Source organism: Nocardia sp. NPDC051750, assembly GCF_044453135.1.
Lineage (GTDB): Bacteria > Actinomycetota > Actinomycetes > Mycobacteriales > Mycobacteriaceae > Nocardia.
This window is the reverse complement of sequence record NZ_JBITCK010000002.1, coordinates 776,504-802,701: the sequence shown is the minus strand read 5'-3', so window position 1 is coordinate 802,701 and position 26,198 is coordinate 776,504. Positions and strand designations below refer to the sequence as shown.

Below are 26,198 nucleotides of genomic sequence, written 5' to 3'. Positions count from 1 at the left end.
GGTCAGCCGACGTCGCGGCGCAACCAGGTGATCTCGGCGCCTTCGCTGCCGGTGCGGTAGACCTCGAGGTCCTCGTCCCAGGCGGTGCCGAGTGCGCGGTCGATCTCTGCGGAGAGGTCGTAGGCCGAATGCCGGCCCAGTTCACGATCGGCCTGCAGCATGACCCGCAACCGCATCTCGCTCACCATCACATCCCCGTTGGCGCTCATGGCACCGTGCCACAGACCCAGAGACGGAACGAAGCTGTAGCGTTCCCCGTCGACGCCCTCGCTCGGATCCTCGGTGACCTCGAAACGCAGTACCGGCCAGGAACGGAGTGATTGCGTGATCCGGGCCGCGGTGCCGACCGGTCCCACCCATTCCGTGGTGGCGCGGAGCTGGCCGGGCGCCGCGGGCTGGGCCGTCCAGCGCAGACCGGCGGGGCTACCGAGCGCCGCCGCGAGCGCCCACTCGATATGCGGGCACAGCGCGGTGGGTGACGAGTGGATGTAGACCACACCCGCCGTTGTCTCCGCGTATCGGGTCGATGCGCGCACCACGTACACCTCCGGTTTCGACGAAACTCGTCTTCCCCAACGGGCCCGTCGACAAGGCGTTGCCCGAGTGTACTCGAGTGCCCGGTGTTACGCGTGTTACTACGCTGACGTGTTGCGCGCGACGGTGGTCTCGCCGATCACCGAATCGCTGAACGGCGGCCATACTTCACGCGACCAGTCACCGAAATACTCGTCGCTCAACGCTACACACGCCACGTCGATCTGCGGATCCACCCAGATGAACGTGCCCGACTGCCCGAAATGACCGTATGTCCGTGGCGAGTTGGTAATCCCGGTCCAGTGCGGTGACTTACCGTCGCGGATCTCGAAACCCAACCCCCAGTCGTTCGGCCGCTGCGATCCGAATCCGGGCAGCACACCGTTGCTGCCGGGAAACTGGACCGCTGTCGCGGCGGCATGGGTCTGCGGCGAAATCAGCCGCGGCTCGAGCAGTTCGGCGGCGAAGCGCAGCAGATCGGCGAGGGTGGAATGCGCGCCGTGCCCGGCCGAACCCGTCAGCTCGGTAGCGGACATACCCAGCGGCTCGAATACGGCCTCGCGCAGATATTCCGGGAACGGGATACCGGTGTGCTCGGCGACGAAATCGGCCAGCAGTTCGAAACCCGCGCTCGAATAGATCCGTTTGGCGCCGGGCCGGGCGAGGATATCGGTGGTGTCGAACGCGACCCCGGAGGTGTGCGCGAGCAGATGCCGGACGGTCGAACCGGACGGCCCGGCAGGCTGATCGAGTTCGATCGCACCTTCCTCCACGGCGACCAGCGCCGCGTACGCGACGAGGGGTTTGGTGACCGACGCGAGCCGGAAGACCCGATCGGCGTCACCGGCCGCCCACCGGCCGCCCCGGGTGACCACGCCCGCCGCGGCATGCCGGACCGGCCATTGCTTGATCTGCTCGAGTGCGCGCACACTCCGAGATTACGAGACGCGATGGTTAGCGTGGAATTCGCCCGGTCACGACAGCACATCCGGCCGGACGGTGACGGACGCGGATACGCGGGCCGCGACGGGCACAACGGAAACGCTGGAACAGCCACCGATACCCGAGGCCGATAGGGTCGCGCGCAAACATCGCCGGCGGTCCTCTCGACGAGCTGGGCGCCGAGCCGATCAACCGGCCCGGCGCCCAGGGATTCGATGTCCGCGCTGTCCGCCGGTACGTCCGGCGGCGCAGGATCAGCGATCCGCGTCGCTGTACTTGATGATGCCGCGGATGTTCTTGCCGTCCAGCATGTCCTTGTAGCCCTGGTTCACATCCTCCAGGGAGTAGCTGCGGGTGACCATATCGTCGAGGTTCAGCTGCCCCGCCTTGTACAGCGAGAGCAAGCGCGGGATGTCCTGCCGGGCATTGCCGCCGCCGAAAATGCAGCCCTTGACCGTCTTCTGCAGCATGCACAGCAGGAAGTTGTTCATCTTCACATCGGCGGCGTCCATCCGGCCCATCGACGTGACGACCAGGGTGCCGGCCTTCGCGGTGAGGATCAGGCCCTCTTCGATGAATTCGCCCTGCATCTCACCCATCGTGAGGATGACCTTGTCGGCCATCCGGCCCTCGGTGGCCTCCATCAGCGGCATGATCGCCTCGGCCATGCTCGCGTAGGTATGGGTGGCACCGAACTTTTTGGCCTGCTCCAGCTTCCACGGATTCGGGTCGATGGCGACGACCTTCTGCGCACCGGAGAGCACCGCGCCCTGCAGCGCGCTCATCCCGACGCCGCCGATACCGACGATGGCCGCCGTATCCCCGGGCATCACATTCGCTACATGGGTGGAGGACCCGAAACCGGTGGGCACACCGCAGCCGACCAGGCAGGCGACCTCGAACGGGATCTCCGGGTCGATCTTGACCACCGAGCTGTAGTGCACGGTCATGTACGGGGAGAAGGTCCCGAGCAGGCACATCGGAATGACGTCCTTGCCGCGGGCCTGGATGCGGTAGCTGCCGTCGCTGATGGACTGGCCGGAGAGCAGGCCCATACCGAGATCGCACAGGGCCATGTTCCCGGACACACACGCCGGACAGCGGCCGCAGGCGGGGATGAACGACAGCACCACGTGATCGCCGACAGCAAGGTCGGGCGGGGTGCCGGGGCCGAGTTTGGTGATGACGCCCGCGCCTTCGTGGCCGCCCATGGCCGGAAAGGAGGGCATGGGGGTGGCACCGGTGACCATATGGTGGTCGGAATGGCACATACCAGCGGTTTCCAGCTGGATCTGCACCTCACCGGCACGGGGGTCGCCGAGTTCGATTTCCTCGACGGACCACGGCTCGTCGATCCCCCACAGGATCGCGCCCTTCGTCTTCATTCGTGTCCGACCTCTCGCATGCGCGGGCTTTCATGTGACAGCCTCCACACTACGATACGAACTGGAACACGTTCTAGTGGGTTGGCGAAGATTTTCTCCGGACAACTGGTCGGCCGACCATATCGCTGCGGTTTCCCCATACGGACGCCGCGCGAGATTCACCCGAATCGCCCACTTCCACCGGCGATACCCCCGGGGTGCCTCGCGCCGCCGCACCCGGGCCGAATCGATCCGGTGGCCCGCACAGCGCGGCCGGGGCAACCGGATCGATCGAAAGAGTGAAACCTGTTCTCACTCCATGAGGCCCCGCGCCTGCGCGAACAACTCGAGGGTGTTCGCATGCAGGAATTCGCCGACCTTCTCGGGGGCCTTACCCGCGAAGGCGCGGGCGTAGGTGCCTTCCAGGACGATACCTAGCTTGAAACAGGCCAGCACGGTGTACCAGGTGACCGCGCTCAGGTCGCGGTCGGAGAACTTGCCGTAGTGCTCGATCATCTCCGCACTCGACGGGAGACCGCCGGCCTCGCCGAGTTTGCCGATGAGCGCCGCGCCCGAGGTCCCCGGCTCCGGCCGGGTGGCGATCTGCCAGCCGAGGTCGAGCAGCGGATCGCCGATGGTGGACATTTCCCAGTCCACCAGCGCCGCGACCTCGGGGAGCTCATAGGAGAACATGATGTTGGCGAGATGGCAGTCGCCGTGCAGGATCCCGGGGGTCCAGGTGGCGGGCCGGTTGCGCTCCAGCCAGTCGGCCACCTCGTTCAGGCCGGGGATCTGCGGGCCTGGGTACCCCTCGTTCGAGGAATACGAATCGAGTTCGTGCATCCACCGGCCGACCTGACGCTCCAGGAAACCTTCCGGTTTGCCGTAGTCGGACAACCCGAGCGCTTGATAGTCGAGGGCGCCGAGCCAGGCGATGGCCTCCACCGCGGACAGGCCCATGGCGTGCCGCGCCGCCGGATCCGCGGCGAACTTCGCCGGCAGCTCGGTCTGCGGGTTGTACCCCTCGATGGGTTCCATCAGGTAGAACACCGCGCCGAGGACCGATTCGTCCGGCTCGGCCGCGATCACGCGCGGGGCCCGCACATCGGTACCGGACAGCGCGCCCAGCAGTCGCGCCTCACGGCGGATGACCTCGTTGCTCTTGGGCCGCAGATGCGCCGGCCCGCGGCGCAGCACATAGTCACGCCCGCCGCGGGTGAACCGCAGCATGATGTTCTGCGTGCCCCCGCCGAGGGTCTTCACCTCCTGGAACTCGCCACCGGTGAGCCCCTGCTCGTCCATCCAGTTCCCGACCACGGTGAAGTCGACGTGTTCACGATCCACGCCTACCGGCTGCGCAACAGACATGCCTGACATTGTGCCCCACCCACCACGCCGAACTGACGGCAACCGACAACAGTTTGGGACACCAGCTCGGCGTAGGGTTCGGACCACGATGTTCTCCTCCGTCACCGTCCAGCACCGGGTACTCGAACGCGCCGTCGACACCGAGGCCGCCTTCCTCCGGCTGTACGGCACCTCGGACACCGCGTTCTGGCTGGACAGTGAACATGTGGAACCCGGCCTGGACCGCTTCTCGTTCCTCGGTGACGCCGGCGGCCCCCTGGCCGAAGTGGTGCGGTACCGGGTGGGCAGCGGGTATGTCACGATCACTTCCCCCGGCGGCCGGACCTGGACGGAACCGGGCACGATCCTGGATTATCTGGCCGCGCAGCTGCGCACCAGGTTCCTCCCGCTGCCCGACCGGCTCCCCTTCGACTTCGCCGGCGGTTACGTGGGCTATCTGGGCTACGAGGTCAAAGCCGACTGTGGCGGCACGACCGCGCACCGCGCACCGGCCCCCGACGCCCAGTGGATCTTCGCCGACCGGCTGGTGGTGGTCGACCACCTCGCCGGACGGACCCATCTGCTCGCGCTCACCGGCCCGGAGGAAACGGCCTTGTCCGCGACCCGCACCTGGCTGGACAGCACGGCGGCCGCGCTGGACCGGTTACCCACCTGGTCGAATCCCGAACCGATCGGCGACGGCTACGACCCCGCCGCGATCGGCGCCGGTCCCGACCGCCCCACCGCCGGTGCCGATCACGGCCGGACCGCGGCAGGGTCCGGCCGGAAGCGTCTTGCGGGCGGTACCGAGCCGGACCGCCTTGCGATCGAGAACCACCTGGTCCGCGGCCGCGCGCAATACCTGCGCGATATCGCGGCCTGCCAGCGTGCGCTGCGAGCGGGCGAATCCTACGAGATCACGCTGACCGACCAACTGACGGTGCCGGCCACGGCCGGCGGCCTGGACACCTACCGGATCCTGCGCCGCGCCAATCCCGCACCGTATTCGGCCTACCTGCGGTTCGACGACCTCGACATCGCCTGTTCCTCCCCCGAACGCTTCCTGAAGGTCGACCGCAGCCGCACGGTCGAAACGAAACCGATCAAGGGCACCGCACGCCGCGATCCCGACCCGGCCGTGGACGAACGACTCCGCCGCGCGCTCACCGAGGACCCGAAAACCCGTGCGGAGAACGTGATGATCGTCGATCTGCTGCGCAACGACCTCGGCCGGGTCTGCGAAACGGGCAGCGTCCGGGTGCACGAACTCCTGGCCACCGAAACCTATTCGACCCTGCATCAACTGGTTTCGACCGTCCGCGGGACACTGCGCGCGGATACCGATGTGATCGGCTGCCTGCGGGCGTGTTTCCCGGGGGGCTCCATGACCGGTGCGCCCAAGATCCGCACCATGAAGATCATCGACGCCCTGGAAACCCGGGCCCGCGGGATCTACTCGGGCACGATCGGTTTCCTGGGGCTGGGCGGGACCGCCGACCTCAATATCGTGATCCGCACCGCGGTCCGCCACGGCGGCCGGTGGCAGATCGGCGCCGGCGGCGCCATCGTGCTGGATTCGGTGGCCGGCGCCGAATACGACGAAATGCTGCTCAAGGCCGGGGCGGTGTTCCGTGCGCTGACCGCGGAGCCGGCCGTGGAGTCCCGCCCGCACGGCGATATCCCGGCGGGTATCTGAGGGCGACCGATTGCCCGCCCGGCGCGGCCGTTTCCGGCGACGTTCCGCGGAGCAGGGCCTACGGTCCCCGGAAGAAACGCCGGACCCGATACCGCGAACAGCGCCACAATGGAGCGATGGCACAGCTCTGGGTGAAAACACATGGCGGGGACTGGCTTCGAGCCGACCGGATCATCGAGATCGGTATCGAAACCGTGCGCGAACCGCACGACGGGCCGGGCGCGGCCGAAGTGGTCGCGCGACTGGCGGTGGCCGCCGGCGGCGGGAACCGGAAGCACGACCCGGACAGCAGCGCGGTCGGGCCGAGCGCGCGGGTGCTCGGCCGCTACCCCGACGGCGACACCGCGCAACGGGTAGCGGATCAACTGGTCCTGATCCTGCTCAGCGCCGGTAAGAACGCACAGATCACCTTCGAAGACGAGGACGTGCTGGTCCGGCCGGTGCACGAAGGGACCACCCACGATTCCCCCTACAACGGCCGGGCCCTGGACCCCTGCTGACGGGGCCGATCAGGACTTCCGCCGGGACCGCTTCCGCGGCGGTTCGGGCTCGGGCTCCGCGGGCAGATCCGGTGTGACGATACCGGCCATCCGGCCGAGCCGGCCCACCCCGGGTAACCGGGACAGCGCGCCGAACAGGTCCTCGCCCAGCGAGATCAATGCCTCCAGCCGGACCAGCAACCGGTCGTAGGCGACAAAGGCGGGGTCCGCGAGGGCCAGGGTGCGGTCGAGCCGGTCGACCGTGGCATTGAGCCTGTCTATGGCGGTCGACAGATTGTCCAGCAGATCGGGTAGTTGCGCCGCCAGCTGCGCCGAAGCGGGTGGCAACCGCACTGCCGTATCGAACGCCTGGCCCGCGGTCAGCTGCGCGGCCTCCAGCGCCTGCCCGGCGGCGGACTGCGCCGCGTCCACCGCCGACTGCGCGGCGGCCAGGACATCGGCGGGCGTCGGCACCCGGCGCGCTCCCGGCCGGTTCACCGACCTCTTCTCCCCCGGCGGCACCGGATCGGTCATGGGACAACTCTGCCCCACCGACCCGGAACAACGCTATGACCTGCGCACCTGCGGGCGTGTCGGCATCGCATGGCATAGTGCGACGACGATGGAACTGAGCAAGGGCGCCAATACGCCGATACCGACATCTCTTCTGGCCGTGGTGATTTCCTGGCGGTCCGAACATGTGGTGGACGCGCACGCTCTGCTGCTGGGCGCCGGCGGCTCGGTCCGCGACGACAAGGATCTCGTCTTCTACAACGCGCCCCGGCATATCTCCCAGGCCGTCACGCTCGACCAGGATCCCGCGCCCGGAACGGCCCGGCTGAGCGTTTCGCTGCCGCGCACCGAGGCCGAGGTGGACCGGATCGTGGTGTCGGGATCGCTGGAGGATTCCGTGTTCACCGAGGTCGGCGACCTGCGCCTGACCGTGTACGCGGTGGACGGGCCGGTCGCCGAGTTCACCGTCACCGATTCGGAGTCGGTGACGGCCATGATGTTCGGCGAGTTCTACCGCCGCGACGGCGGCTGGCGGTTCCGCGCCGTCGGGCAGGGCTGGGCCAGCGGGATGGCGGGACTGGTGACCGAATTCGGTATCGAGGTCGACGACCCCCCGGACGCGCCGGATACCGAGAGCGCACCGCCGGCGCGGCGGCACCCGGCAGCGGAGCGCGCGGAGCCCGCGCCGGCGGACCCGGGGAACGGCCGCGGATCCGGCGGCACCACCGACCACGGCGATGCCGCCGCGGACGGGGGGACCGCCGTTCTCACCAGGACCCACACCTCCCACGGCGACGCACCACCGCGTAACGGCGGACGCCCGCTGGGCCACGCACCACGGGCGGACGGACCGAGTCGTCCGGAGCCAGCACACTCCGGCACCCGGACCGGCGAGCCCAGCGCGCCGGAACTGCCCCACCCCACCGGCGCCGACCAGCCGGGATCGCAACCCCCACCGCGCACCCCGCGGGCGAACGAGCCAGGCCCCCGGCAAGCGTCGCACCAGCCACCTCGGACCGGCCGAACGGACCCGCACGACCCCGCACGCCCGGCGAGGCGGGCGAGCGGACCGGACGCGGAGGAGGCGGGAGGCGACGGCTCCGCCCCGAATCGCACTCCCGTCGCCGACCGGGACGGCCCGCGCCGCGTGGCGGATCTGCATCCCGGCAACGCCCACTACCGGCTCGACGAGCGAACCGGGCCGGGCGCCGTACCGGCCGCGCCGTGGGACCGAGCCGCCACCGCACACCTCTCCCGGCGCCCCCTGGGCACAGTGACGCTGCGCCGGCTCACCGTGACCGAGCCCACGCCCGTCGAGCCACCGCCGGGTTCCGGGCGTGCCGATTGGTATCGCGACCCCACGGACCCGACTGTGTTGCGCTGGTGGGACGGCGAACAGTGGACCTCCGATACCCGTCCTACCGCCCGGCCGCATCCGCACGACTGTGACCGCTGCGGCGCGCGGCGCCGCCGCCGGGTCTTCGGCGGGCACCATCCCTGCGCGGCCTGCGCGGCGGATACCGAGGAGTTCCTGATCCACTGGCATACCCGCGCCGAGCGGATACTCGCCGCCTCGGGGCCACGCGGCGCCGAATGGGATGCCCTGTGGGCGTCGCTGCGCTATCAGCGGATCGACGAGGCCGCCGCCCGGGCGGCGCTGGAACCTGCCGCGCTGCAGTACGTGGAGCGGCGGGTGGCGTTCGCCTTCGCCGACGGCCAGATCTCCGCCGGCGAGTACGACGATGTCGACCACGCGATCGGCGAATTCCGTCTGTCCGGCCGGCTGATCGACGATCTCCGCGCCCGGATGGCGCGAGGTCGGGCCCTGTCGCGGCTGCGGGAGGGCGATCTGCCCACGGTGCGAACCCCGGATCTGCACCTGGACGCCGAAGAGCTGGTCTACCTCGATATCGGCGCGACCCATATCCGCGAACTGGCGCGCGGCCCCAAACACACCGAGGGCCGGTTGATCGTGAGCACCAAAAAATTGCGGTTCGTCGGGCCCGGCACCGGGGTGGAGATCCCCTGGTCCCGGATCGTCTCGGTGGCCGCCGAACTCGACACGGTTGTCGTGGCAGCCACGTCGGCGCGGGGTGGAGCGAGTTTCGCCGTCGCCGATCCGGAATATCTCGCCGCGGCCCTCGAGGGGGCGCTGCGGATCGCCAAGCGGCTCGTCCTGGCCCCGGGGCAACGGGATTCGCGCAGCATCCCCCAGGAGGTCAAGGCCGAGGTGTGGCAGCGCGACGGTGGCCGGTGCGTGGAATGCGGCGAGAGCCACTACCTGGAATTCGATCACATCATCCCACTCAGCCGCGGTGGCGCTACCAGCGCCACCAACCTCCAGATCCTGTGCCGCGGCTGCAATCGCGAGAAAGGCGCGAATATCTGACAGCGTGGGGTTATCGGACACCGATCCTGCGACCGTTGATTCCGGGCGCGGGCGCCTCGCTCGGCGGTGTCAGGGTTGTAGCGCCGGCGGTGACCACCGCCCTTCCAGCACTCGCTGATCCGGCTCGTACAGGCGCATGACCAGCGAAAATTGTCCGCCTTCCGGGATCGGCAGCCAGTTCGACCGCGGCACCCCGGACCCCGGATCAGCTGCCTGGACGGCGATCTCGAGAGTGCCGTCGGGCGCGAATTCCGGCGGCACCGGATGGCCCACAGTGTGCAGGTCGGCGTCATTGCGGACGAGAAAACCGGCGGAGTCGTAGGCGGTGAGCGACCAGAACGCGGCCACCGGCGGCGCCTCCCCCGGCGCGAACCGCAACGTGAACTTCGAAGGGGTGCCATCGTCATCGGCCTCGCCGAACAGGGCCGGATACACCACGACCGCCGCCAGATTCGCGCCGACTCCCTTGCTCGCGGTCGCCGCCCGCAGCAGGTAGTTCGTGCCGTATCGGCCGATACTCAAGTCCAGCACCCAGCCGTTGCGTAGCTGGGTGCCGGGGTTCACATACGCCGCCATTTTGCGTTTCGCGGCGTCGGCGCCCGCCTCGAGTTCGTCCGTGCTCACGCCCTCGGGTGAGCCACCGGGCCGGATACCGATGGTGGCGAAGCTCCGCATCGCCGGATCGTCCTCCGGGGCGGGTGGATTGTCCTCCATCAACTCGCACATGCGCTCGAAGAAATCGCGTACCGGTAGCTCGTCGACGGCGTCCAGGCCCGCCGATTCCGACCAATCCTGGTTCCCCGGGATCGAATCGGATTCCGCGGCGGCGGGGGTGGTCCAGGCACTCAGCGGGGCGAGGCGCAGCCGCGACTGGATCTCGCGCACCGCGGGTACATCCGCCGGGCCGCGCACCTCGATCCGGCCATACAGCCAGGCGTCGGCGGTGGGCACCCGAAGCTGGACGACGCCCGGTGGCAACGTGCCTTTCCAGCCCGGCCCGGTGACGGCATAGGCGTACGGCGCGGTGGAGTCCGGTTCCGATTGCGGCTGCAGACTGGTCGGCGTGTACGCGGTATTGGACCAGGCATCGAGTACTTGCATCACCCAGTACCGGTCCTCGATCTGCGGTACCTCGAACAGGACGGGTTCGTTCCGCAGGTCCAGCCATGCCACCGAGTACAGGGTGTCCAGGTCGATCCGGACCACCGTGCGCTGGCTCGAAGGGGGCAGGCTGGACGTGTGCTGAAACCGGTTCGCCGACGTGAACTCCAGGGCTTGGCGGCGGATCGTATCGATCAGTATCAGGGGATATCCGAAAACATAGGCGTCGGTCGCCACTTCGCGCCGGTCGGCCGGGGTGCCCGACGGCGCGACCTCGGTATCGTCCCCGCCGCCCCCGCAGGCGGCCAGCCCGGTGGCCGCGACCAGACCCAGTAGCGACCGCCGGGACAAGCGCAACCGGTCGGGTGCGGGCTGGCGCCGCGAAGTACCGGGTACCGCTGCCGGGGCGTCGCCCATTGGCATTCTCCCTGCTCATCGCTGTCGGATGGACCGCTTCGCAGGATACGCCGAGGAGTAGCCGAACCGTTGCTGCCACGGTCGGCCCGGCTGTTTCTCAGATGGCGAGCACCGTATTCATGATGGTGCCCGCACTGGTGGCGACCACACCGCCGATCATGGCACCGGCCACCATCTTCGGCGATTCCAGCGAACCGCCGGACCATTTCTCCCAGGCGAACTTTCCGCCCGCGAAGACAATGCTCACCGTTCCGGACAGGATGGCCAGCCAGGTCGCGTACTGCACGAACTCCATGATCTTGTCCGCCAGCGGCGGAGCCTGCGGAGTGGGATCGCTGACCTGCGCGTATACCGATACCGCGTCGACAACCGACGCCGCCAAGATGCTCACCGTCTGCTCCCTCGCCGAAACCTTCCGGGGCGCTGCGGCCCACACCTCCATCATCCAGAGGAATACGCCCCCGGCGCAAGTTCTTGCTGCGCAGCGTCTTTCGCGCTATAACCGCAGGTGACCCGAATCCCTACCCGGAACTGGGATTACTGCAACCATCCCGGCGAGCGGTTACGATGCGTTAGCGTTCCCGCCCACCCCGAACACAGAGTGAGCTGCGAGATGATACTGGCCGCCGTCACCGATACGCTCCTTGCGCAAATCGGCAATCCCACCCCCAAAGCGCCACCCCTCGCCGAGAAGATCACGGAGATGGTCCAGTACCTGACCTGGTTCGTGCTGCTCGCCGGTATCTGCGCGATCATCTTCGCCGGCGGTAAATTCGCCTGGGAGAAATGGTCCGGCGGGGGGCTCGAATCACCGAAGATGGTGGCCGGTGCCATGATCGGCGGCGTGGTCGCCACCAGCGCCGGCACCATCATGAACGCCGTGATCGGCTGAGCCCGGTACCGCTGCGGATTCCAGGTCGCCGAGGCCGCATCCACCTCGTGGACACGGCCTCGGCGTCGGTCACCGGCTGCCGTGACCGGCCCGCCGGCGCGGACTCCAGCGCCCCGTAGTACGCGGCGGTTCCCGAGTCCTCGACAGGGCCGGCCGGGATCGACGCGCATCTCATCGGCTCGGCCGACGCAGTCGCCCATCGACCTGCCCCGATACCGTTCGACCGGCGCGATGCCGGTACGTTATGCGCTCTACCACTCACCGGACCATTGGACCTCCACGGCGCGCAGGCACCGGTGCCGTGCCGCCCGGACAGTTCGGACATCTATCGAAAATATGTTCGATTTCGGGTACCGTGGCCCGCATGCCCGAACTCGCCCCCATCCCGTTCGCCCGGCTCAACCTCGAACAGGTACGGGAACGACTTCTCGCCGCGGCGGCCTTCGGCGAGTCCCTTTCGCCCGACCAGCTCGAGGCGCTGGCCGGCAAGCTCAGCGCCGGTCTCACCATCTACATCGAGGCGACGCAGAACAGCTCGCCGCGTGGCCACCGTCCGGCCCCGGTGGGCCGGGCCTGCCTGGATTTCCGGGGCCACCGACGCTGAACCCGGCCCGCGGTGACAACGGACCGGGTTCAGCGTGCCGACGGAGTGGTCGTCAGCCGCGGGTCACCGGCTCGTTCTCCTCGGCCGATTTCTCCTCGGCCGATTCGATCTCGTCCGATTCGATCGGCGTGGTGACGAGCTCGAACTCGCCCTCGTGCCTGGCCACGCCCTGCAGCACGGCGCCCTGCACAAGTTCGACACCCAGGTCCGCCCGCACGATGATCGGATCGCTGCGCACATCGCGATACAGCGAGACACACATCATGATCATCACGATCATGAACGGCAGGGCGACGACCGTGGTGATCGCCTGTAGTCCGGTCAATGCCCCGCCCAGATCGTCCGAATCGGCGATCACCAGCATGATCGCGGCGACCGCGCCGGTGGCGGTACCCCAGAAGATGACGGTCAACCGGGACGGTTCGATACTTCCGCGTTCCGAGAGAGTGCCCATCACGATCGACGCCGCATCGGCGCCGGAGACGAAGAAGATTCCCACCAGGATCATCACCAGCACGGTCGTGATCGCGGTGATCGGATATTCGTCGAGCAGATGGAACAGCGCGAAGTCGGGGTTGACGCTGCCGTCCGGCTCCGTCAGATTGCCGGTGTCGGTCTGCTGCCGGATCGCCGCGCCACCGAACACCGCAAACCACACCAGGCTCACCAGGCTGGGTACCAGCAGCACGCCGGCAACGAACTGGCGGATGGTGCGGCCCCGGCTGATCCGCGCGATGAACATACCGACGAAGGGGGTCCAGGAGACCCACCACGCCCAGTAGAAGATGGTCCACGCCGACAGCCACACCTCCATTTCCTCGCCGCCGGCGATCCCGGTCCGCGAGGCCATGGTCGGCAGTTCGGAGATGTAATCACCGACCGCGGTGGGCAGGAAGTTCAGCATGAACAGGGTGGGGCCGGCGATGAACACGAACAGCGCCAACGCCACCGCCAGCACCATGTTGATATTCGACAGCCACTGGATACCGCGCGCGATCCCGGAGACCGCGGACAGCACGAACGCGACCGTGAGTACGGCGATCACCAGCACCAGGCCGACTTTGCCGACGGCGTCGATCCAACCGTTGAACTGGAGACCGGCCCCGATCTGCAGGGCGCCCAGGCCGAGCGAGGCCGCCGAGCCGAAGAGCGTCGCGAAGATCGCCATCATATCGATGGCTTTACCCCACAGCCCTTCCGCACGCCGGCCCAGCAACGGCCGGAAGACGGAGGAAATCAGCTGCGAGCGACCCCGCCGGAAGGTGGAGTAGGCGATGGCCAGCCCGGCGACCGCGTAGATCGCCCACGGGTGCAGGGTCCAGTGGAACAGCGTCGTGGCCAGGGCAACTTCACTCGCCTTCGGGCTGCCGGCTTCGGCGGTGCCCGGTGGCGGGGAGGTGAAATGCGTCAGCGGTTCGGCCACCCCCCAGAACATCAAACCGATGCCCATACCGGCGCTGAACATCATGGCGATCCAGGAGACCGTCCGGAATTCCGGGGTTTCGTCGTCGGCGCCGAGCGGGATCTTGCCGTAGCGGCTGAGGGCCAGCCAGATCACGTAGACGACGAACGAGGTGGCGACGAGCACGAAGAGCCACCCGGTGTTGGTGATCACCCAGGACTGGGCGTTCGCGGCCACCAGCGCGAGGTTGTCCTGGCCGAGGACCCCCCACAGGACGAAGGCCACGGCTCCGATCGATGTGATTCCGAAAACCAGCCGGTCGAGCCCCCGCCGCCGAGGGGGTCTGCCGACCGGTGCGCCCAGCAAGCTGCTGTCGGGCATCGCAGGGTCTCCGCCGCTGTCGATCACCATGGACTAGTCCTTTCAGATCGCACTGTGCGCTCCACGCCGCGACCGCGCACACATCGGGGACCAGCCCTTATCCGGTCCTCGGTGTGCTCACGGCCGTGCCGCCGAACGGATGTACCGGGAAAAACCGTACCGCCCCGTTCTGTATTCGGCGTGCCGAACCCACTCACGGCACGCACGCGCGCCGCGTGCCGATGCGGCACCGGAGCCGCCGCCGAGCCTCGCTGGACACTGGTCCGAAAGGGTTTCCGGGCAATTGTTCAGTTCTGTACACAAGGCCCCCGGAGCCGGATCGGGCAGCTGCACCGTACTTGCACAATACAAAGAATGTGTATGATGCAACACACTCCCGGCGGCGTGGTATAACGACAGACGGGACCCAGCCACCGCGGCATGAGCACACGAGCAGGACACCCGCCATGGACAAGCCGACCCATCTGATCGAATTCGAAACCATGCTGCTGGGGCGGCACAGCCTCAACGCGCATCTCCGGCGCCCCGACCATCTGGACCGCAGCGCCTATCTGATGCTGAGCCGGCTGTGGATCGAGGGCCCCATGTCCATCGGCGAGCTGAGCGAGGCATTCGGCCTGGACACCTCCACGGTGCATCGCCAGACGGCCGCCATGATGAAATCCGACCTGGTCGAGCGGATCCCCGACCCGGCCGGCGGGGTGGCGCGCAAGTTCCGGGTCACCGACGAAGGTGAACGCCGCCTCCGGGCCGACCGCGAGTACAACGTCAACGCGCTCGACCGGGTCATGAGCGACTGGAGCGAGACCGATATGCGGAAGTTCGCCGCCTACCTCGAACGATTCAACACCGATCTCGAAGCGCTGGAAGCGCGGCCGTGGCCCCGGCCTTCGCACCCGGATCCCCGGCCCGCACACGCCGAACCCGGCAGATAGCCACCCCTCAGAACCGGGACATATCCACCTGCCGCCGTACGTTGGACACCGCGGTCACGACCGCCGAACCCAGCGGGCCGCCGCGATCGTAGAGGGCGACGGTGCCGACCGATATCCCCCCGGCCGCGACCTGATCCTGCGCCAGCACCCCGATTCCCGGGCCGATCGGCAGACGCGCCAGCGTCAGGGTCACATCGGAATTGATGTAACCGATTCCCGCCGTCCCCCAATTGCTCATGAAACTCGCCGCGTCCCCGGCCATCCCGGCGCGCTGGAACGGCGTGACCGGTTCGCCCGCGACCACCGGCAGCATGTTCTGCCAGATCGCCTTGCGTTCGGCGTTCTGGGTGGCACCGAAATCGCGGGTCCAGTCGCCGTCACCGCTCTTGAACAGCGGATGCGCGCCCGTTTCGGAGGTGTCCGGGGCCTCGGGAACCGGCAGGTCGCGGGTGGGCTGCCACAGTTCGCCCGCGGGTACCTCGCCGGTCCGCAGGAACGCCACGGTGGCACGGGAGCGTACCTCCTCGCGCTGCAGCAGTTCGGCGTCGGCCACGCAGATGCGTTTACCCTCGCGGACCACCGTGCTGCGTACCGTGGCGGGTTCGTCGGTGACCGGGCTGAAGAGGTCGACGGTGAGCCGGGCCGGGACGAATTCCGCGCCCGGCGAATGTGTTTCCAGTTCCCGGGCGAGCAATCCACAGATGGCCGGTCCGCTGACCTGGCTGGGACTCCAGCTGGATATGGCTATCCGGGTGGGCAGGAACTGCTCACCTTCTCTGGTGAAGAACGCCAACACGGTATGACTCCTCTCGCGGGAACCCCGCAGGAGAATTACAACACGTTCTAGTTTTGGGGTGCAGCGGGGTCCCGCACCGTGGCCGTCAACAGCTCGGCCGCGGCCTCGACCGCGGCCGGGTCGCCGCGCCAGCCGAGGACCCTGAGTACGGCCTCCGAGATAGCCCGGCGCGCCCCGGGCGCCACCACACCCTCGTCGGAACGGATAGTGATCACGGTCTCCACCAGCCGGAACGGGATGGCCGCCGCAGCCCCGGTCCCGCCCGCTCCGATCTCGGCAACCACCCGCGCGGCGAGCGCCTCGTAACTCTCCCGCAGGTGGTCACGGCGTGACCGGAACTCCGCGAACCGCTCCCCGCGTAGTTCCGGCAGGAAGTACAGCGCCCCGATATTCCAGCGCGCGGCACACAACTGCTCGATATCGAACCGGGCCAGGGCGTACAACCGGACAGCGGCGGGCTCCGCACTGCCGGACAGCCGGCCGGCGAGTTCCACCGCCGCCGCGATCGTCTCACCGAGCAGGGCATCCAGGATGTCGTCCTTGGCCCCGAAATGGTGGTAGAGCGAGGCTTGGCGGATTCCCACCGCTTCGGCGATCGCGCGGGTGGAGGTGTTGCCGTAACCGTTCGTGGTGAACAGTTCGGCGGCGGCATCGAGGATTTCGGCACGCGGCGTGTGCCCCTCACGGCGCCGCGGTGCGAGACGAGGCCGGCCCGGACCGAGTTGGGTCATGAACCCCATTGTTCCCGCCGGCTCGGCACACCCCTGCGGCCGCCTGCCCAGAGCCCACCTCACCGAGTACGACCCCCTGCCGACCGATTTCTGTCATTTGACAGAAATGACGGCAACGCAGACGTTACCGGCGAGACCGATACGGATACATCGCCGTCACCACTACGTCTCGGCGCACCGGAAAACTTTCAACCGATAGATATTCGTGTCGGATGAAGGGCCCCCGGCCATGATCATTCTCGGAATCGCGGTCAGCGTGCTCGCGGTAATCGGCATCGGCCTGCTGGTTTCCCGCAAGGTGGACGGCGACAGCGTCAACTTCCTCGTCGCCGGGCGATCCCTGGGCCTACCGCTGGTCGCGGCGGGCCTGATGGGTCAGGCGGTCGATTCCAATGCCACCCTGGGCAATACCGACCTGGCCGGTTCGGTCGGATTCTGGGCGGGCGCCTCGCTACCGCTCGGCCTCGGCCTGTGCCTGCTGCTCACCGGAATCTTCTTCGCGAAGCCGATGAACCGCATGGGTCTGCTGACCCTGCCGGATTTCTACAAGATCAAGTACGGCCGCGGTGTCGAACTCTCCGCCTCGATCCTGATGATCTTCAGCTTCTGCATCCTGCTGGCGGGCAACCTGGTGGCCGGCGGTTACCTGTTCGAACGGTTCCTCGGTGTCCCGTACACGGCCGGTGTCCTGCTCATCGTGGCGATCGTACTGACCTACACCGTCACCGGCGGGATGTTCAGCGACGCCTACACGGCCCTGGCCCAGATGGTGATCACGGTGATCGGCTCGCTGGCGCTGCTGATCTGGGTGGGCTCGACCTACGGCATCCATATCCCCGACGGGATGGGCCCGTTCGACCTGGGCCAGCTGACCAGCACCTCCGAGGGCGCGGCGATCAACTGGGCCACCCTCATCGCACTCGGGATCGGCGATATCGTCGCGATCGATTTCATGCAGCGCATCTTCTCGGCCCGCTCCCCGGAGATCGCCCGCCGCGCCTGTTTCGCGGGTGCCGCCGGGACCGCGGTGGTCGGTATCCCGTACGCCCTGGTCGCGCTGGCCACCACCGATCTCGTCGACGCCGACGGCGGCCCGCGACTGCTGGCACTCCTGGACGAGCACGCACCCGCCGGGCTGGCGATCCTGGTGCTCTCGGCCATCGTCGCCGCCTCGTGTTCCACCGCCAACGGCGCCATCTTGGGGACCGCGGCCGTGGCGACCCGCAATATCGCCGGTCGTGTCGAACGGGCCGATTCCGCCGGCCGGGACACCCTGCTGCGCGATGTCCGGATCACCATGCTGCCGGTGGCGGCGGTGGCGATCTTCTTCGCGATCCAGGTGCCGCAGACCGGCATCCTGCTCACCCTCGCCTTCGACCTGATGCTGGCCGGGTTGATCGTCCCGTTCGTGGCCGCGCACCTCACCGACCGGATCACGACCGCGGCCGCGGTGGCGGCGATGGTCGCCGGGCTCGGTGTGCGGCTGGTGCTGTTCGTCCTCACACCCACCATGTACGGCGTACCGAATACCGTGCTCTATCTGGATAATTCCCTGATCGGCCCCGGTTTCGACGGCTGGCCGACCTTCCTCGGGTTCCTGGCATCCCTGCTGGCCTTCCTCGGCGCCCTCGCCGTGCACCGGCTGCGCGCCGCCCGCCGCACCGCCACCTCGGCACCTGCCCCGGCGTCGCTGCCGGATCCGCTGCCCGCCCCGGAACCCGCCAATCAGCCCGGCTGACCCCGCACCGTTGCGCACCGACGAGCAAGGAAGACGATGACACCTCCCAGCGCACCCACCACCGCCTCGACCACCGGCGCCCGCGAACACGCCCGGGCCCAGGCCACCGCGACCCCGGCCGGCCCGGACCTGCCGGCGGGTATGCGCCTCGCCGACACCACCTGGACGGTCCGGCTCCCACCCGGCGGCAACACCGGCACGGTTCTCGGGCGCGGCACCCGGTTGCGGCTGACCGATCCGCACGGCTCGGCCTGCGCCAATCTGTTCCTGCTGCGGGCGGACGCTCCGTGGGAGCGCCTGAATGTCGCCGACACCGTGAAGGTGCCGTGGCAGGCCTATCTCGGCACCGGCCATCCCCTGTTGTCCGACCAGGGCCGGGTGCTGGCCACGGTCCTCGCCGATACCGCCGGGCGCCACGACGCCCTGTGCGGGGCCACCCGGGACGGCCGCCTGCTGCTGGAACGCGCGGGGAGCAAGCACGGGCTCGGCCCCCGCGATATCGGGGCGACCCTGTCGTTGTTCCGCGGTGTGCGCGTCGGCGCGGACGGCAGCCTGAACGCGAACGGTTCCGCGGGGCCGGGCGCCCACGTCGAACTGCTGATCCACCTGCCGGTGACCGTGCTGGTGGTCAATACCGCGCACCCGCTCGACGACACCCCGGTGACCGATCTCGACCTGGTCGCATGGCCGGGCGAACCCCTCGACACCACCACCGTGAACAGCGACCCGGAATACCAGCGGGCCGTCCAGAACACCGAACAGGCCTGGTCGGCCGCCCGGACCCGACAGGAGTGGATGTGAACAACACGATTGCGACAGCGTCCGTCGTCCTCGACGAAACAGTGCCGGCCTGCGCGCCGTGGTCGGCGATCGTCCGGGCGGGCGACCGTCTGGACATCGTCGACCTGCACGGCAATCAGGCCGTGGATTGCCTGCTGTACTCGGCGGCCGATCACAGCGACCGCTACAGCGCGCAGGCGACGATCACCGCCCAGCGCAATATCTTCCTGACCACGGGCAGTGTGCTGCGCACCGATGCGGGCACCGCGCTGATGACGGTGATCGCCGACGAGGTCGGCAATCACGACACCATCGCCGGGGCCTGCTCCCAGGAATCGAATACGCTGCGCTACGGGCACCACACCCGCCACCAGCACGCCTGCGTGGAGAACTTTCTCGCCGAGGCCGCGAAATGGGGTATGGGCAAACGGGATCTGGTGTCGAATATCAACTGGTTCATGAACGTGCCGGTGGAATCCGACGGCACCCTCGGTATCGTCGACGGCCTGTCCGCGCCCGGTAAGACGGTGTCGCTGCGCGCGGAGATCGACACTCTGGTCCTGGTCTCGAACTGCCCGCAGATCAACAACCCGTGCAACGGTTTCGACCCGACGCCGGTGCGGATGGTGGTGACCCGATGACCGCCCCGGCGGCGGCGCTCGAACCGGCCCCCGAGATCTCCACGCCCCAGGCGGTGGTCGAACGGCCGGGGATGCTGACCACCGTCCAGGACTGGCCCGGCCGGAGCGGCTACTGGCATGTCGGGGTGCCGCCGTCGGGTCCGATGGACGATCTGTCGTTCCGGCTGGGCAACCGGGCGCTGGGCAATGCCGAGGGCGCGGCCGGGCTCGAATGCACGATGACCGGTCCAGCACTACGGTTTCCCGAACCGACCTGGGTGTGTGTCACCGGGGCGCCCGTCGAGGTGACAGTCGCGGGCCGCCGGGTGCCGCTGTGGCGTCCGGTCCTGGTTCCGGCGGGCGAACTCCTCGATATCGGGTCGGTGCGCGGGCCCGGAATGCGCTGCTATGTACTAATTTCCGGCGGTGTGGAACTTCCCCGCTACCTCGGTAGCGCGGCCACCTTCACGCTCGGCGGATTCGGCGGAGTGGCCGGTCGCGCGCTCGCCGCGGGGGACATGTTGCCGCTCGGCCCGGCGCCGGTGGCGCCGGCGGGCCCCGTACCGGGCGGCGAACAGCCGGTACTCACCCGGACCTGGCAACTCGCCGTCACCGAAGGTCCGCACGGCGCACCGGAGTTCTTCACCCGCGCCGATATCGACACCCTGTACAACACCGCCTACGAGGTGCATTTCAACTCCGACCGCACCGGGGTCCGGCTGGTCGGGCCCAAACCCCGCTGGGCCCGGCCGGACGGCGGGGAGGCGGGCCTGCATCCGTCCAATATCCACGACACCGCCTACAGTGTCGGCGCCCTCGATTTCACCGGCGATACGCCCATCCTGCTGGGGCCGGACGGGCCCAGTCTGGGCGGTTTCGTCTGCCCGGTCACGGTCACCGCGGCCGACCGGTGGAAGCTCGGGCAGCTGTGCCCGGGCGACACCGTCCGTTTCGTCCCGGTCCGGGCCGATCGCACCGCCCCGCTCGGCGCCCTCGGCCCGGAGCGCCGGGCAAGCTGGCCGGCGGTGCTCTCCCGCGGCGGAGACGGCGACGACGGTGTGCTGCGGCGCGCCGAAACAGCGGACGGCACGCCCATCACCTACCGCCGCGCCGGCGACGACGGCATCCTGGTCGAATTCGGCACGATGACCTTGGATCTCGAACTGCGCGCCCGGGTACACGCGCTGCACGAACGGCTCCGGCTGGGCCGGGAACGCGGTGTCACCGAACTCACGCCGGGTGTCCGGTCACTGCAGATCCGGCTCGATCCCGCCGTGCTGAATACCCCGGCGGCGCTGGATATGCTGGCCGAAATCGAAGGCGAACTGCCTGCCGCCGCCGATCTGGTGGTACCCAGCCGCACCGTCGAACTGCCGCTGTCCTGGGACGACCCCGCCACCCGGGAAGCGATCACCCGCTACATGCACGGCGTACGCGCCGACGCCCCGTGGTGCCCGTGGAATATCGAGTTCATCCGCCGGATGAACGGCCTGGACACGGTCGATGATGTCTTCGACACCGTGTTCGCCGCCGAATACCTCGTACTCGGGCTGGGCGATGTCTACCTCGGCGCCCCGCTCGCCACCCCGGCCGACCCGCGGCACCGCCTGATCACCACCAAATACAACCCGGCCCGCACCTGGACCCCGGAGAACGCGGTCGGGATCGGCGGCGCGTACCTGTGCATCTACGGTATGGAGGGCCCCGGCGGTTACCAGTTCGTCGGCCGCACCACGCAGGTGTGGAGCCGCACCGACCATGAGACACCGTGGCTGCTGCGGTTTTTCGACCGCATTCGCTGGTATCCGGTGAGCGCCGAGGAACTGCTGGATCTGCGCGCCGATATCGCCGCCGGTCGCGGCGAACTGCGCGCCCGCGACGGTGAGTTCCGGCTGGCCGATCACCGGCAGTTCCTGGCCGATCACGCCGAATCCATCGACGAGTTCCGGACCCGCCAGGCGGCGGCCTTCGCGGCCGAACGGGAATCCTGGCGCCGGTCCGGCGAACTCACCGAATGAGGCGGCCCCGCTCGGGTCCGGATCACTCCCAGGGCAGGAGCCGGGGACTCAGGCGCGGGCGGGTACCGGGGCTTGGAGCTGCGACAGCACACCGTCGGTGCTCAGCACCATGCCGCAGCGCCGGGCGGTGTATTTCAGGGCGATCGAATGCTCGTCGCGACTGAAATCCGCCACGGCGTCGTGCACCATGAACGGCCGGATATCGTTCATGAATGCTTCCGCGGCACTGAGCATGCAGCCCATATGCGCGTACACCCCGGTGACCAGGAGCTGGTCGCGGTTGCGGAATCCGAGCAGCTGGCGCAGATCCGTGCGCTGGAACGCCGAATAGCGCCACTTGGTGACCTGGATATCGGTCTCGTCGGGTTTCAGCTCGGCGATGACCTCGGTATCGGAGCCGTCCGACATACCGGTCCCCCAGAAGTCGGCGAGCAGACCGCGCCGGTCGGGGTGCTGATCTCCGGGCTGCACACTGTAGATCACCGGAATACCCAGCTCGTGACATCTGTCGCGTAATCGGACGATATTGTCGATCATCGTCCGGGCCGGATCACGATCCAACTGGTAGGCGGTGAGGAAATAGTTCTGCATGTCGTGGATCAGCAGGGCTGATCTGCCGGGGTCGAGTCGCCAGGACACCTGGTTGCTGATCTCGTCGTCCAACGGCGGCATCGCATAGGGTGCGATCGGTTGCATGGGCATGGCCAGAACTCCTCATCTCTTGTGGCCCGCGACTTTCCGGTGAGCCGCGGGCCCGGCGCAGTAGCGATAAATCGTGGGGTCAGCGCACGGGCGCGGGACTCCCGGCCACCCCGAGCGGGCCCAGGACGCGCTGCAGTTTGCCGGTGGTCTCGGCCAATTCGTCCGCGGGATCGGATTCGGCGACGATCCCGCCACCCGCGTACGCCAGCAAGGTTCTGTTGTCGGCGGCCAGTTCCGCGCAGCGGATGCTGACCATCCATTCGCCGTTGCCGTCGGCATCGCACCAGCCGACCGCGCCGGCGTAGAAACCGCGCTCGCCTTCGAGTTCGGCGATGAGCCGGGCGGCCGCGGCCGTCGGGGTACCGCAGATCGCAGGGGTCGGATGCAGGGCGTCGGCCAGTTCCAAAGCCGTCGGCCCGGCGGTCGATACCGTCGCGGCGATGGTGGTGCCCAGATGCCACATGGCGGGGGTTTCGGTGAGATCCGGTGTGGCGGGGGTGCGCACATCGGTACACCGGTCGCGGAGCACGCCGGCGACATGGTCGACCACGTAGCCGTGTTCGTGCTGATCCTTCGCCGAACCGAGCAGCGCGTCGGCCGCGATCCGGTCGGCCACCGGGTCCTCCGGTACCCGGCGGGCGGAACCGGCGAGGGGATGGCTGGTCACCTGCGACCCGAGCCGGCGCACCAGGATCTCCGGACTCGACCCCACCAGGTGACGGCCGGTGTAGACACCGCCCGCCGCGGACAGGTCCACCAGATAGCCGTTCCCGGCCGGATCGGTGCCCACCAGGAGATCCAGCAGGTCGACGGCGCGCACCGGGCGGGCGGCCCGGGCCCGGAGCGCTCTGGCCAGGACAACTTTCCGGATCGGGTGTCCAGGGTCGGCGAGCAACCGGACCGCGGCACTCACCCGGCGGACGTGTTCCTCGGGTTCGGGCAGATTCTCGGTGACGGCGATATCGGGTGCGGAGATCGCGCGCGCGGCCCGGGGACCGTCGGTCACCGCTATCGTTTCCGGCGCCCACAGTGCCGCCGGCGCACCGGGTGCGAAGGGTAGCGCGCCGACGATATGGCTCACCCGCCGCGCGCGTAGTTGTGCGGCGGCTTCGGCGGCGCTGTGGAAGACACGGCCCCCGGCGGACGCGGTCACGGTCCGTTGCGGGCGGGACAGGACAAAGGCGGGATCCGCGGTAAAGGCGGAGTTCTCGGCGTTGATGATGATCATCCTCTCGTGTCACATATCCAGCGTTGCGCCGCCGTCGACCCGGAGGTCGTGCATGACGATGTGGCGGGCGGCATCGGAAACCAGGAAGCGGACCGCGGCGGCGATATCGGCCGGTTCGGCGATCCGCCGCAACGGGATTCCCAGGCGGTAGTTCTCGGGATCGCCGTCGAGCAGACTGTCCCGCGCGGCCTCGCCGAGGCCGTGTTCCCCGGAGTCGGCGTACATCCCCCGCAACAGCGGCGTATCCGTCGACCCCGGCGAGACCAGGTTCACGCGGACCCCGTGCGGCGCGACCTGCAGCGCCAGCGACCGGGTGAACGCCGTGGTGGCGGCCTTGGCGGCGCCGTAGGCGGCCAGGCCCACCCGGGGCGTTGCCGCGGAGTTCGACGAGACGACCACGATCGAACCGCGCCGCGCGGCGACCATTTCGCGGGCCGCGCGCTGCGCGACGTAGACGGCGGCATTGGTATTGACGGCGAGGCACCGCTGCCAGTCGTCGGCGCCGGTGTCCAGCGCGGATCCGCCGATCATCGCGCCGGCGGCGTGGACGACGATCCGCGGCGCACCGTTCTCGGCGACTGCCTTGTCGAAGGCGGCGGCGACGGCCGCGGCGTCGGTGAGATCGATTTCCGTACCCCGGGCGGCAATTCCCTCGTGCTGTCGCCCGATCAGATCGGCCACCTCGTGCACCCGAGGGTCCCTGTCCCACAATTCGATGAGCCCGGAATCGCCGGCGAGTTCGGTGGCGATTGCCGCCCCGATACCCCCGGCGGCTCCGGTGACGATGACCCCTTCGCCCCATTGCTTCGTGACCATTAGGTTAGCCTAACCTGAAGTTACATCGTAAGGCTAGCATTCCGATGTGACATCGAACAAGATCGCCGATCGGAAAGAGGTGCTCCATGCCATCGTCCGTCCTGCCCGGTTTCACTCCGTGGCCACCGGAACAGATCTCCCGGTATCGTGACGAAAAGTGCTGGACCGGTGAGACGTTCGCGGATCTGCTGACCGCGCGCGCCACCGAAACCCCGGAGGCGATCGCCGTCGTCGACGCGGACAACCGCTGGACCTACGCCGAGCTCGACCGGCGCGCACGGTCGCTGGCCACGGGCCTCATGCGGCTCGGCATCGGCCACCACGACCGCGTCCTGGTGCAGCTGCCCAACCGCGCCGAATTCGTCGAAGTGATCTTCGCGTTGTTCAAGGCCGGTGCGCTGCCGGTGTTCTGCCTGCCCGCGCACCGGGAATCGGAGCTGGTACCGATCGGTACGGCGAGCGGCGCGGTCGCCATGATCACCTGCGTCACCCACCAGCGGTTCGACCACGCGGGGCTGGCCGATACCGTCCGGCAGCAGGTCGCGAGTCTGCGGCACGTCCTGTTGGTCAGCGACGATCCCGCTACCGAGTTCGCCGAGGGCGCCGCCGATCTCGCCGAGTACCGTGACGAGCCCGGCGAGATGCCGGCCCTCGATGCCGGCGATGTCGCGTTCCTGCAGCTCTCCGGGGGTAGCACCGGAATTCCCAAGCTCATCCCGCGCACCCACGACGACTACCTCTACAGCGTGCGGCGCAGCGCCGAGATCACCGAGCTGGGGCCGGACTCGGTCTACCTCGCCACCCTGCCGGTGGCACACAACTTCCCGATGAGTTCCCCCGGCATTCTGGGCGTGCTGTGGGCAGGCGGAACGGTCGCGATGACACCGGATCCCACGCCCTCGACCGCGTTCGCGGCGATCGAACGCTTCGGAGTCACCATCACCGGGCTCGTACCGCCGCTGGCGCGGCTGTGGGTCGAGCGCGCCGAAAAGGGCGGCGAGCTGCCGGATCTGTCCAGTCTGCAGGTACTTCAGGTGGGCGGCGCGCGCTGCCCGGACGAATTGGCCCGGCGGGTCGGACCGGCGCTGGGAGCAACCCTGCAGCAGGTCTTCGGAATGGCCGAGGGCTTGGTCTGTTACACCCGGCTGGACGACCCGATCGATGTCGTGGTCTCCACGCAGGGGCGGCCGATGTCGGAATACGACCAGATCAAGATCGTCGACGATGCCGGGAACGAGGTGGCGCCGGGCACCGACGGAAATCTGAAAACTCAGGGGCCCTACACGATTCGCGGCTACTACGACAACCCGGAAGCCAACGCCCGCAGCTTCGACGCGGACGGCTGGTACAGCACCGGCGATATCGTCGCGCTGCGCCCGGACGGCAACCTCGTCGTGAAGGGCCGCGCCGGTGACTGGGTGAACCGCGGCGGCGAGAAGGTGTCGGCCGAAGAGCTCGAAGCCCATCTGCTCGAACATCCCGGTATCCGGGACGCGGTGATCGTCGGCACCCCCGACCCGGTGCTCGGACAGCGGATCTGCGCCTTTGTGCAGCCACTCGACCCGGCGGCCCCGCCGACGCTGATCACGGTCCGCGGTTTCATCCGCCAACGCGGTATCGCGGCCTGGAAGATGCCGGACGACGTGGTCACCATCGCGGAATTCCCGGAAACCGGGGTGGGTAAGACGAGCCGCCGCGATCTGCGCCGGCTGCTCGCCGAGGGTCACCGCGCACAGTGACCGCAGGCGCCGCGAACCGCGCACCACGCGCGGT

Annotated in this window: 24 protein-coding genes; 11 read left to right on the top strand and 13 right to left on the bottom strand. The window is 68.6% G+C overall.

Annotation, left to right across the window (positions count from 1 at the left end):
- Window positions 1–2: 2 nt before the first annotated feature.
- From ACIA75_RS11085 to ACIA75_RS11070, 4 genes are all read right to left on the bottom strand, one after another.
- Window positions 3–536 carry a DUF3145 domain-containing protein gene (locus tag ACIA75_RS11085; protein ID WP_397102468.1) on the bottom strand — a complete coding sequence of 178 codons (534 nt, stop codon included), beginning with the start codon at window positions 534–536 and terminating at the stop codon, window positions 3–5.
- 99 nt (window positions 537–635) lie between these two features.
- The gene (locus ACIA75_RS11080) at window positions 636–1,463 is read right to left on the bottom strand and encodes a serine hydrolase domain-containing protein (RefSeq protein WP_397102466.1); all 828 of its coding nucleotides are present in this window, start codon (window positions 1,461–1,463) and stop codon (window positions 636–638) included.
- Window positions 1,464–1,730: 267 nt separating this feature from the next.
- On the bottom strand, window positions 1,731–2,861 hold the full coding sequence (locus ACIA75_RS11075) for an NDMA-dependent alcohol dehydrogenase (protein ID WP_397102464.1): 1,131 nt from the start codon (window positions 2,859–2,861) through the stop codon (window positions 1,731–1,733).
- Window positions 2,862–3,152: 291 nt separating this feature from the next.
- Complete coding sequence (locus ACIA75_RS11070) at window positions 3,153–4,217, bottom strand: phosphotransferase family protein (protein WP_397102462.1); 1,065 nt, start codon at window positions 4,215–4,217, stop codon at window positions 3,153–3,155.
- Window positions 4,218–4,296: 79 nt separating this feature from the next.
- Here ACIA75_RS11070 and pabB point away from each other — a divergent pair, with 79 nt between their 5' ends.
- Window positions 4,297–5,883, top strand: a complete 1,587-nt coding sequence (pabB, locus tag ACIA75_RS11065; protein WP_397102460.1) for an aminodeoxychorismate synthase component I — start codon at window positions 4,297–4,299, stop codon at window positions 5,881–5,883.
- A gap of 116 nt (window positions 5,884–5,999) precedes the next feature.
- A complete protein-coding gene (locus ACIA75_RS11060) occupies window positions 6,000–6,383 on the top strand; it encodes a hypothetical protein (protein ID WP_397102458.1) in 384 nt (127 codons plus the stop codon).
- A 9-nt stretch (window positions 6,384–6,392) separates the two neighbouring features.
- On the opposite strand, the gene ACIA75_RS11055 is transcribed toward ACIA75_RS11060, so the two are convergent.
- Window positions 6,393–6,896 carry a hypothetical protein gene (locus ACIA75_RS11055; protein WP_397102456.1) on the bottom strand — a complete coding sequence of 168 codons (504 nt, stop codon included), beginning with the start codon at window positions 6,894–6,896 and terminating at the stop codon, window positions 6,393–6,395.
- Here ACIA75_RS11055 and ACIA75_RS11050 point away from each other — a divergent pair.
- Entirely contained in the window at window positions 6,895–9,264 is a 2,370-nt protein-coding gene (locus ACIA75_RS11050) for a TerD family protein (protein ID WP_397102454.1), read from the top strand. The two genes, ACIA75_RS11055 and ACIA75_RS11050, sit on opposite strands and share 2 nt — an antisense overlap.
- Before the next feature lie 69 nt (window positions 9,265–9,333).
- Here ACIA75_RS11050 and ACIA75_RS11045 read toward each other — a convergent pair whose 3' ends face one another.
- Together ACIA75_RS11045 and ACIA75_RS11040 are read right to left on the bottom strand one after the other, a co-directional pair.
- Entirely contained in the window at window positions 9,334–10,782 is a 1,449-nt protein-coding gene (locus tag ACIA75_RS11045; protein WP_397102452.1) for a DUF1254 domain-containing protein, read from the bottom strand.
- Window positions 10,783–10,879: 97 nt separating this feature from the next.
- Window positions 10,880–11,173, bottom strand: a complete 294-nt coding sequence (locus ACIA75_RS11040) for a hypothetical protein (RefSeq protein ID WP_397102450.1) — start codon at window positions 11,171–11,173, stop codon at window positions 10,880–10,882.
- A gap of 222 nt (window positions 11,174–11,395) precedes the next feature.
- Between ACIA75_RS11040 and ACIA75_RS11035 the strand changes: the two genes are divergently transcribed.
- A complete protein-coding gene (locus ACIA75_RS11035) occupies window positions 11,396–11,674 on the top strand; it encodes a hypothetical protein (RefSeq protein WP_397102448.1) in 279 nt (92 codons plus the stop codon).
- A gap of 364 nt (window positions 11,675–12,038) precedes the next feature.
- Window positions 12,039–12,278, top strand: coding sequence for a DUF6374 family protein (locus tag ACIA75_RS11030; protein WP_397102446.1), 240 nt, complete (start codon window positions 12,039–12,041; stop codon window positions 12,276–12,278).
- A gap of 52 nt (window positions 12,279–12,330) precedes the next feature.
- Here the strand turns inward: ACIA75_RS11030 and ACIA75_RS11025 are convergent, their stop codons facing one another.
- Window positions 12,331–14,091, bottom strand: coding sequence for a BCCT family transporter (locus tag ACIA75_RS11025; protein ID WP_397102444.1), 1,761 nt, complete (start codon window positions 14,089–14,091; stop codon window positions 12,331–12,333).
- Between the two features lie 416 nt (window positions 14,092–14,507).
- Between ACIA75_RS11025 and ACIA75_RS11020 the strand changes: the two genes are divergently transcribed.
- Entirely contained in the window at window positions 14,508–14,996 is a 489-nt protein-coding gene (locus tag ACIA75_RS11020) for a MarR family winged helix-turn-helix transcriptional regulator (protein WP_397102442.1), read from the top strand.
- A 7-nt stretch (window positions 14,997–15,003) separates the two neighbouring features.
- On the opposite strand, the gene ACIA75_RS11015 is transcribed toward ACIA75_RS11020, so the two are convergent.
- Window positions 15,004–15,792, bottom strand: a complete 789-nt coding sequence (locus ACIA75_RS11015; RefSeq protein ID WP_397102440.1) for a thioesterase family protein — start codon at window positions 15,790–15,792, stop codon at window positions 15,004–15,006.
- 47 nt (window positions 15,793–15,839) lie between these two features.
- Window positions 15,840–16,523, bottom strand: a complete 684-nt coding sequence (locus tag ACIA75_RS11010) for a TetR/AcrR family transcriptional regulator (RefSeq protein ID WP_397102438.1) — start codon at window positions 16,521–16,523, stop codon at window positions 15,840–15,842.
- A 229-nt stretch (window positions 16,524–16,752) separates the two neighbouring features.
- Between ACIA75_RS11010 and ACIA75_RS11005 the strand changes: the two genes are divergently transcribed.
- The 4 genes from ACIA75_RS11005 to ACIA75_RS10990 are packed head-to-tail and all read left to right on the top strand — an operon-like array spanning window position 16,753 to window position 21,679.
- Entirely contained in the window at window positions 16,753–18,261 is a 1,509-nt protein-coding gene (locus tag ACIA75_RS11005; RefSeq protein WP_397102436.1) for a sodium:solute symporter family protein, read from the top strand.
- A gap of 36 nt (window positions 18,262–18,297) precedes the next feature.
- A complete protein-coding gene (locus ACIA75_RS11000; protein WP_397102434.1) occupies window positions 18,298–19,062 on the top strand; it encodes a DUF1989 domain-containing protein in 765 nt (254 codons plus the stop codon).
- Entirely contained in the window at window positions 19,059–19,682 is a 624-nt protein-coding gene (locus tag ACIA75_RS10995) for an urea amidolyase associated protein UAAP2 (protein WP_397102432.1), read from the top strand. The genes ACIA75_RS11000 and ACIA75_RS10995 overlap by 4 nt, the downstream gene beginning before the upstream one ends.
- On the top strand, window positions 19,679–21,679 hold the full coding sequence (locus ACIA75_RS10990; protein ID WP_397102430.1) for a 5-oxoprolinase/urea amidolyase family protein: 2,001 nt from the start codon (window positions 19,679–19,681) through the stop codon (window positions 21,677–21,679). The genes ACIA75_RS10995 and ACIA75_RS10990 overlap by 4 nt, the downstream gene beginning before the upstream one ends.
- Window positions 21,680–21,727: 48 nt before the next feature.
- On the opposite strand, the gene ACIA75_RS10985 is transcribed toward ACIA75_RS10990, so the two are convergent.
- From ACIA75_RS10985 to ACIA75_RS10975, 3 genes are all read right to left on the bottom strand, one after another.
- Window positions 21,728–22,381, bottom strand: coding sequence for an isochorismatase family protein (locus tag ACIA75_RS10985; protein WP_397102428.1), 654 nt, complete (start codon window positions 22,379–22,381; stop codon window positions 21,728–21,730).
- A 79-nt stretch (window positions 22,382–22,460) separates the two neighbouring features.
- On the bottom strand, window positions 22,461–23,609 hold the full coding sequence (locus ACIA75_RS10980) for an isochorismate synthase MenF (RefSeq protein WP_397102426.1): 1,149 nt from the start codon (window positions 23,607–23,609) through the stop codon (window positions 22,461–22,463).
- A gap of 9 nt (window positions 23,610–23,618) precedes the next feature.
- The gene (locus ACIA75_RS10975) at window positions 23,619–24,425 is read right to left on the bottom strand and encodes an SDR family oxidoreductase (RefSeq protein ID WP_397102424.1); all 807 of its coding nucleotides are present in this window, start codon (window positions 24,423–24,425) and stop codon (window positions 23,619–23,621) included.
- 86 nt (window positions 24,426–24,511) lie between these two features.
- Here ACIA75_RS10975 and ACIA75_RS10970 point away from each other — a divergent pair, with 86 nt between their 5' ends.
- Window positions 24,512–26,164, top strand: coding sequence for a (2,3-dihydroxybenzoyl)adenylate synthase (locus tag ACIA75_RS10970; protein WP_397102422.1), 1,653 nt, complete (start codon window positions 24,512–24,514; stop codon window positions 26,162–26,164).
- Window positions 26,165–26,198: the final 34 nt, after the last annotated feature.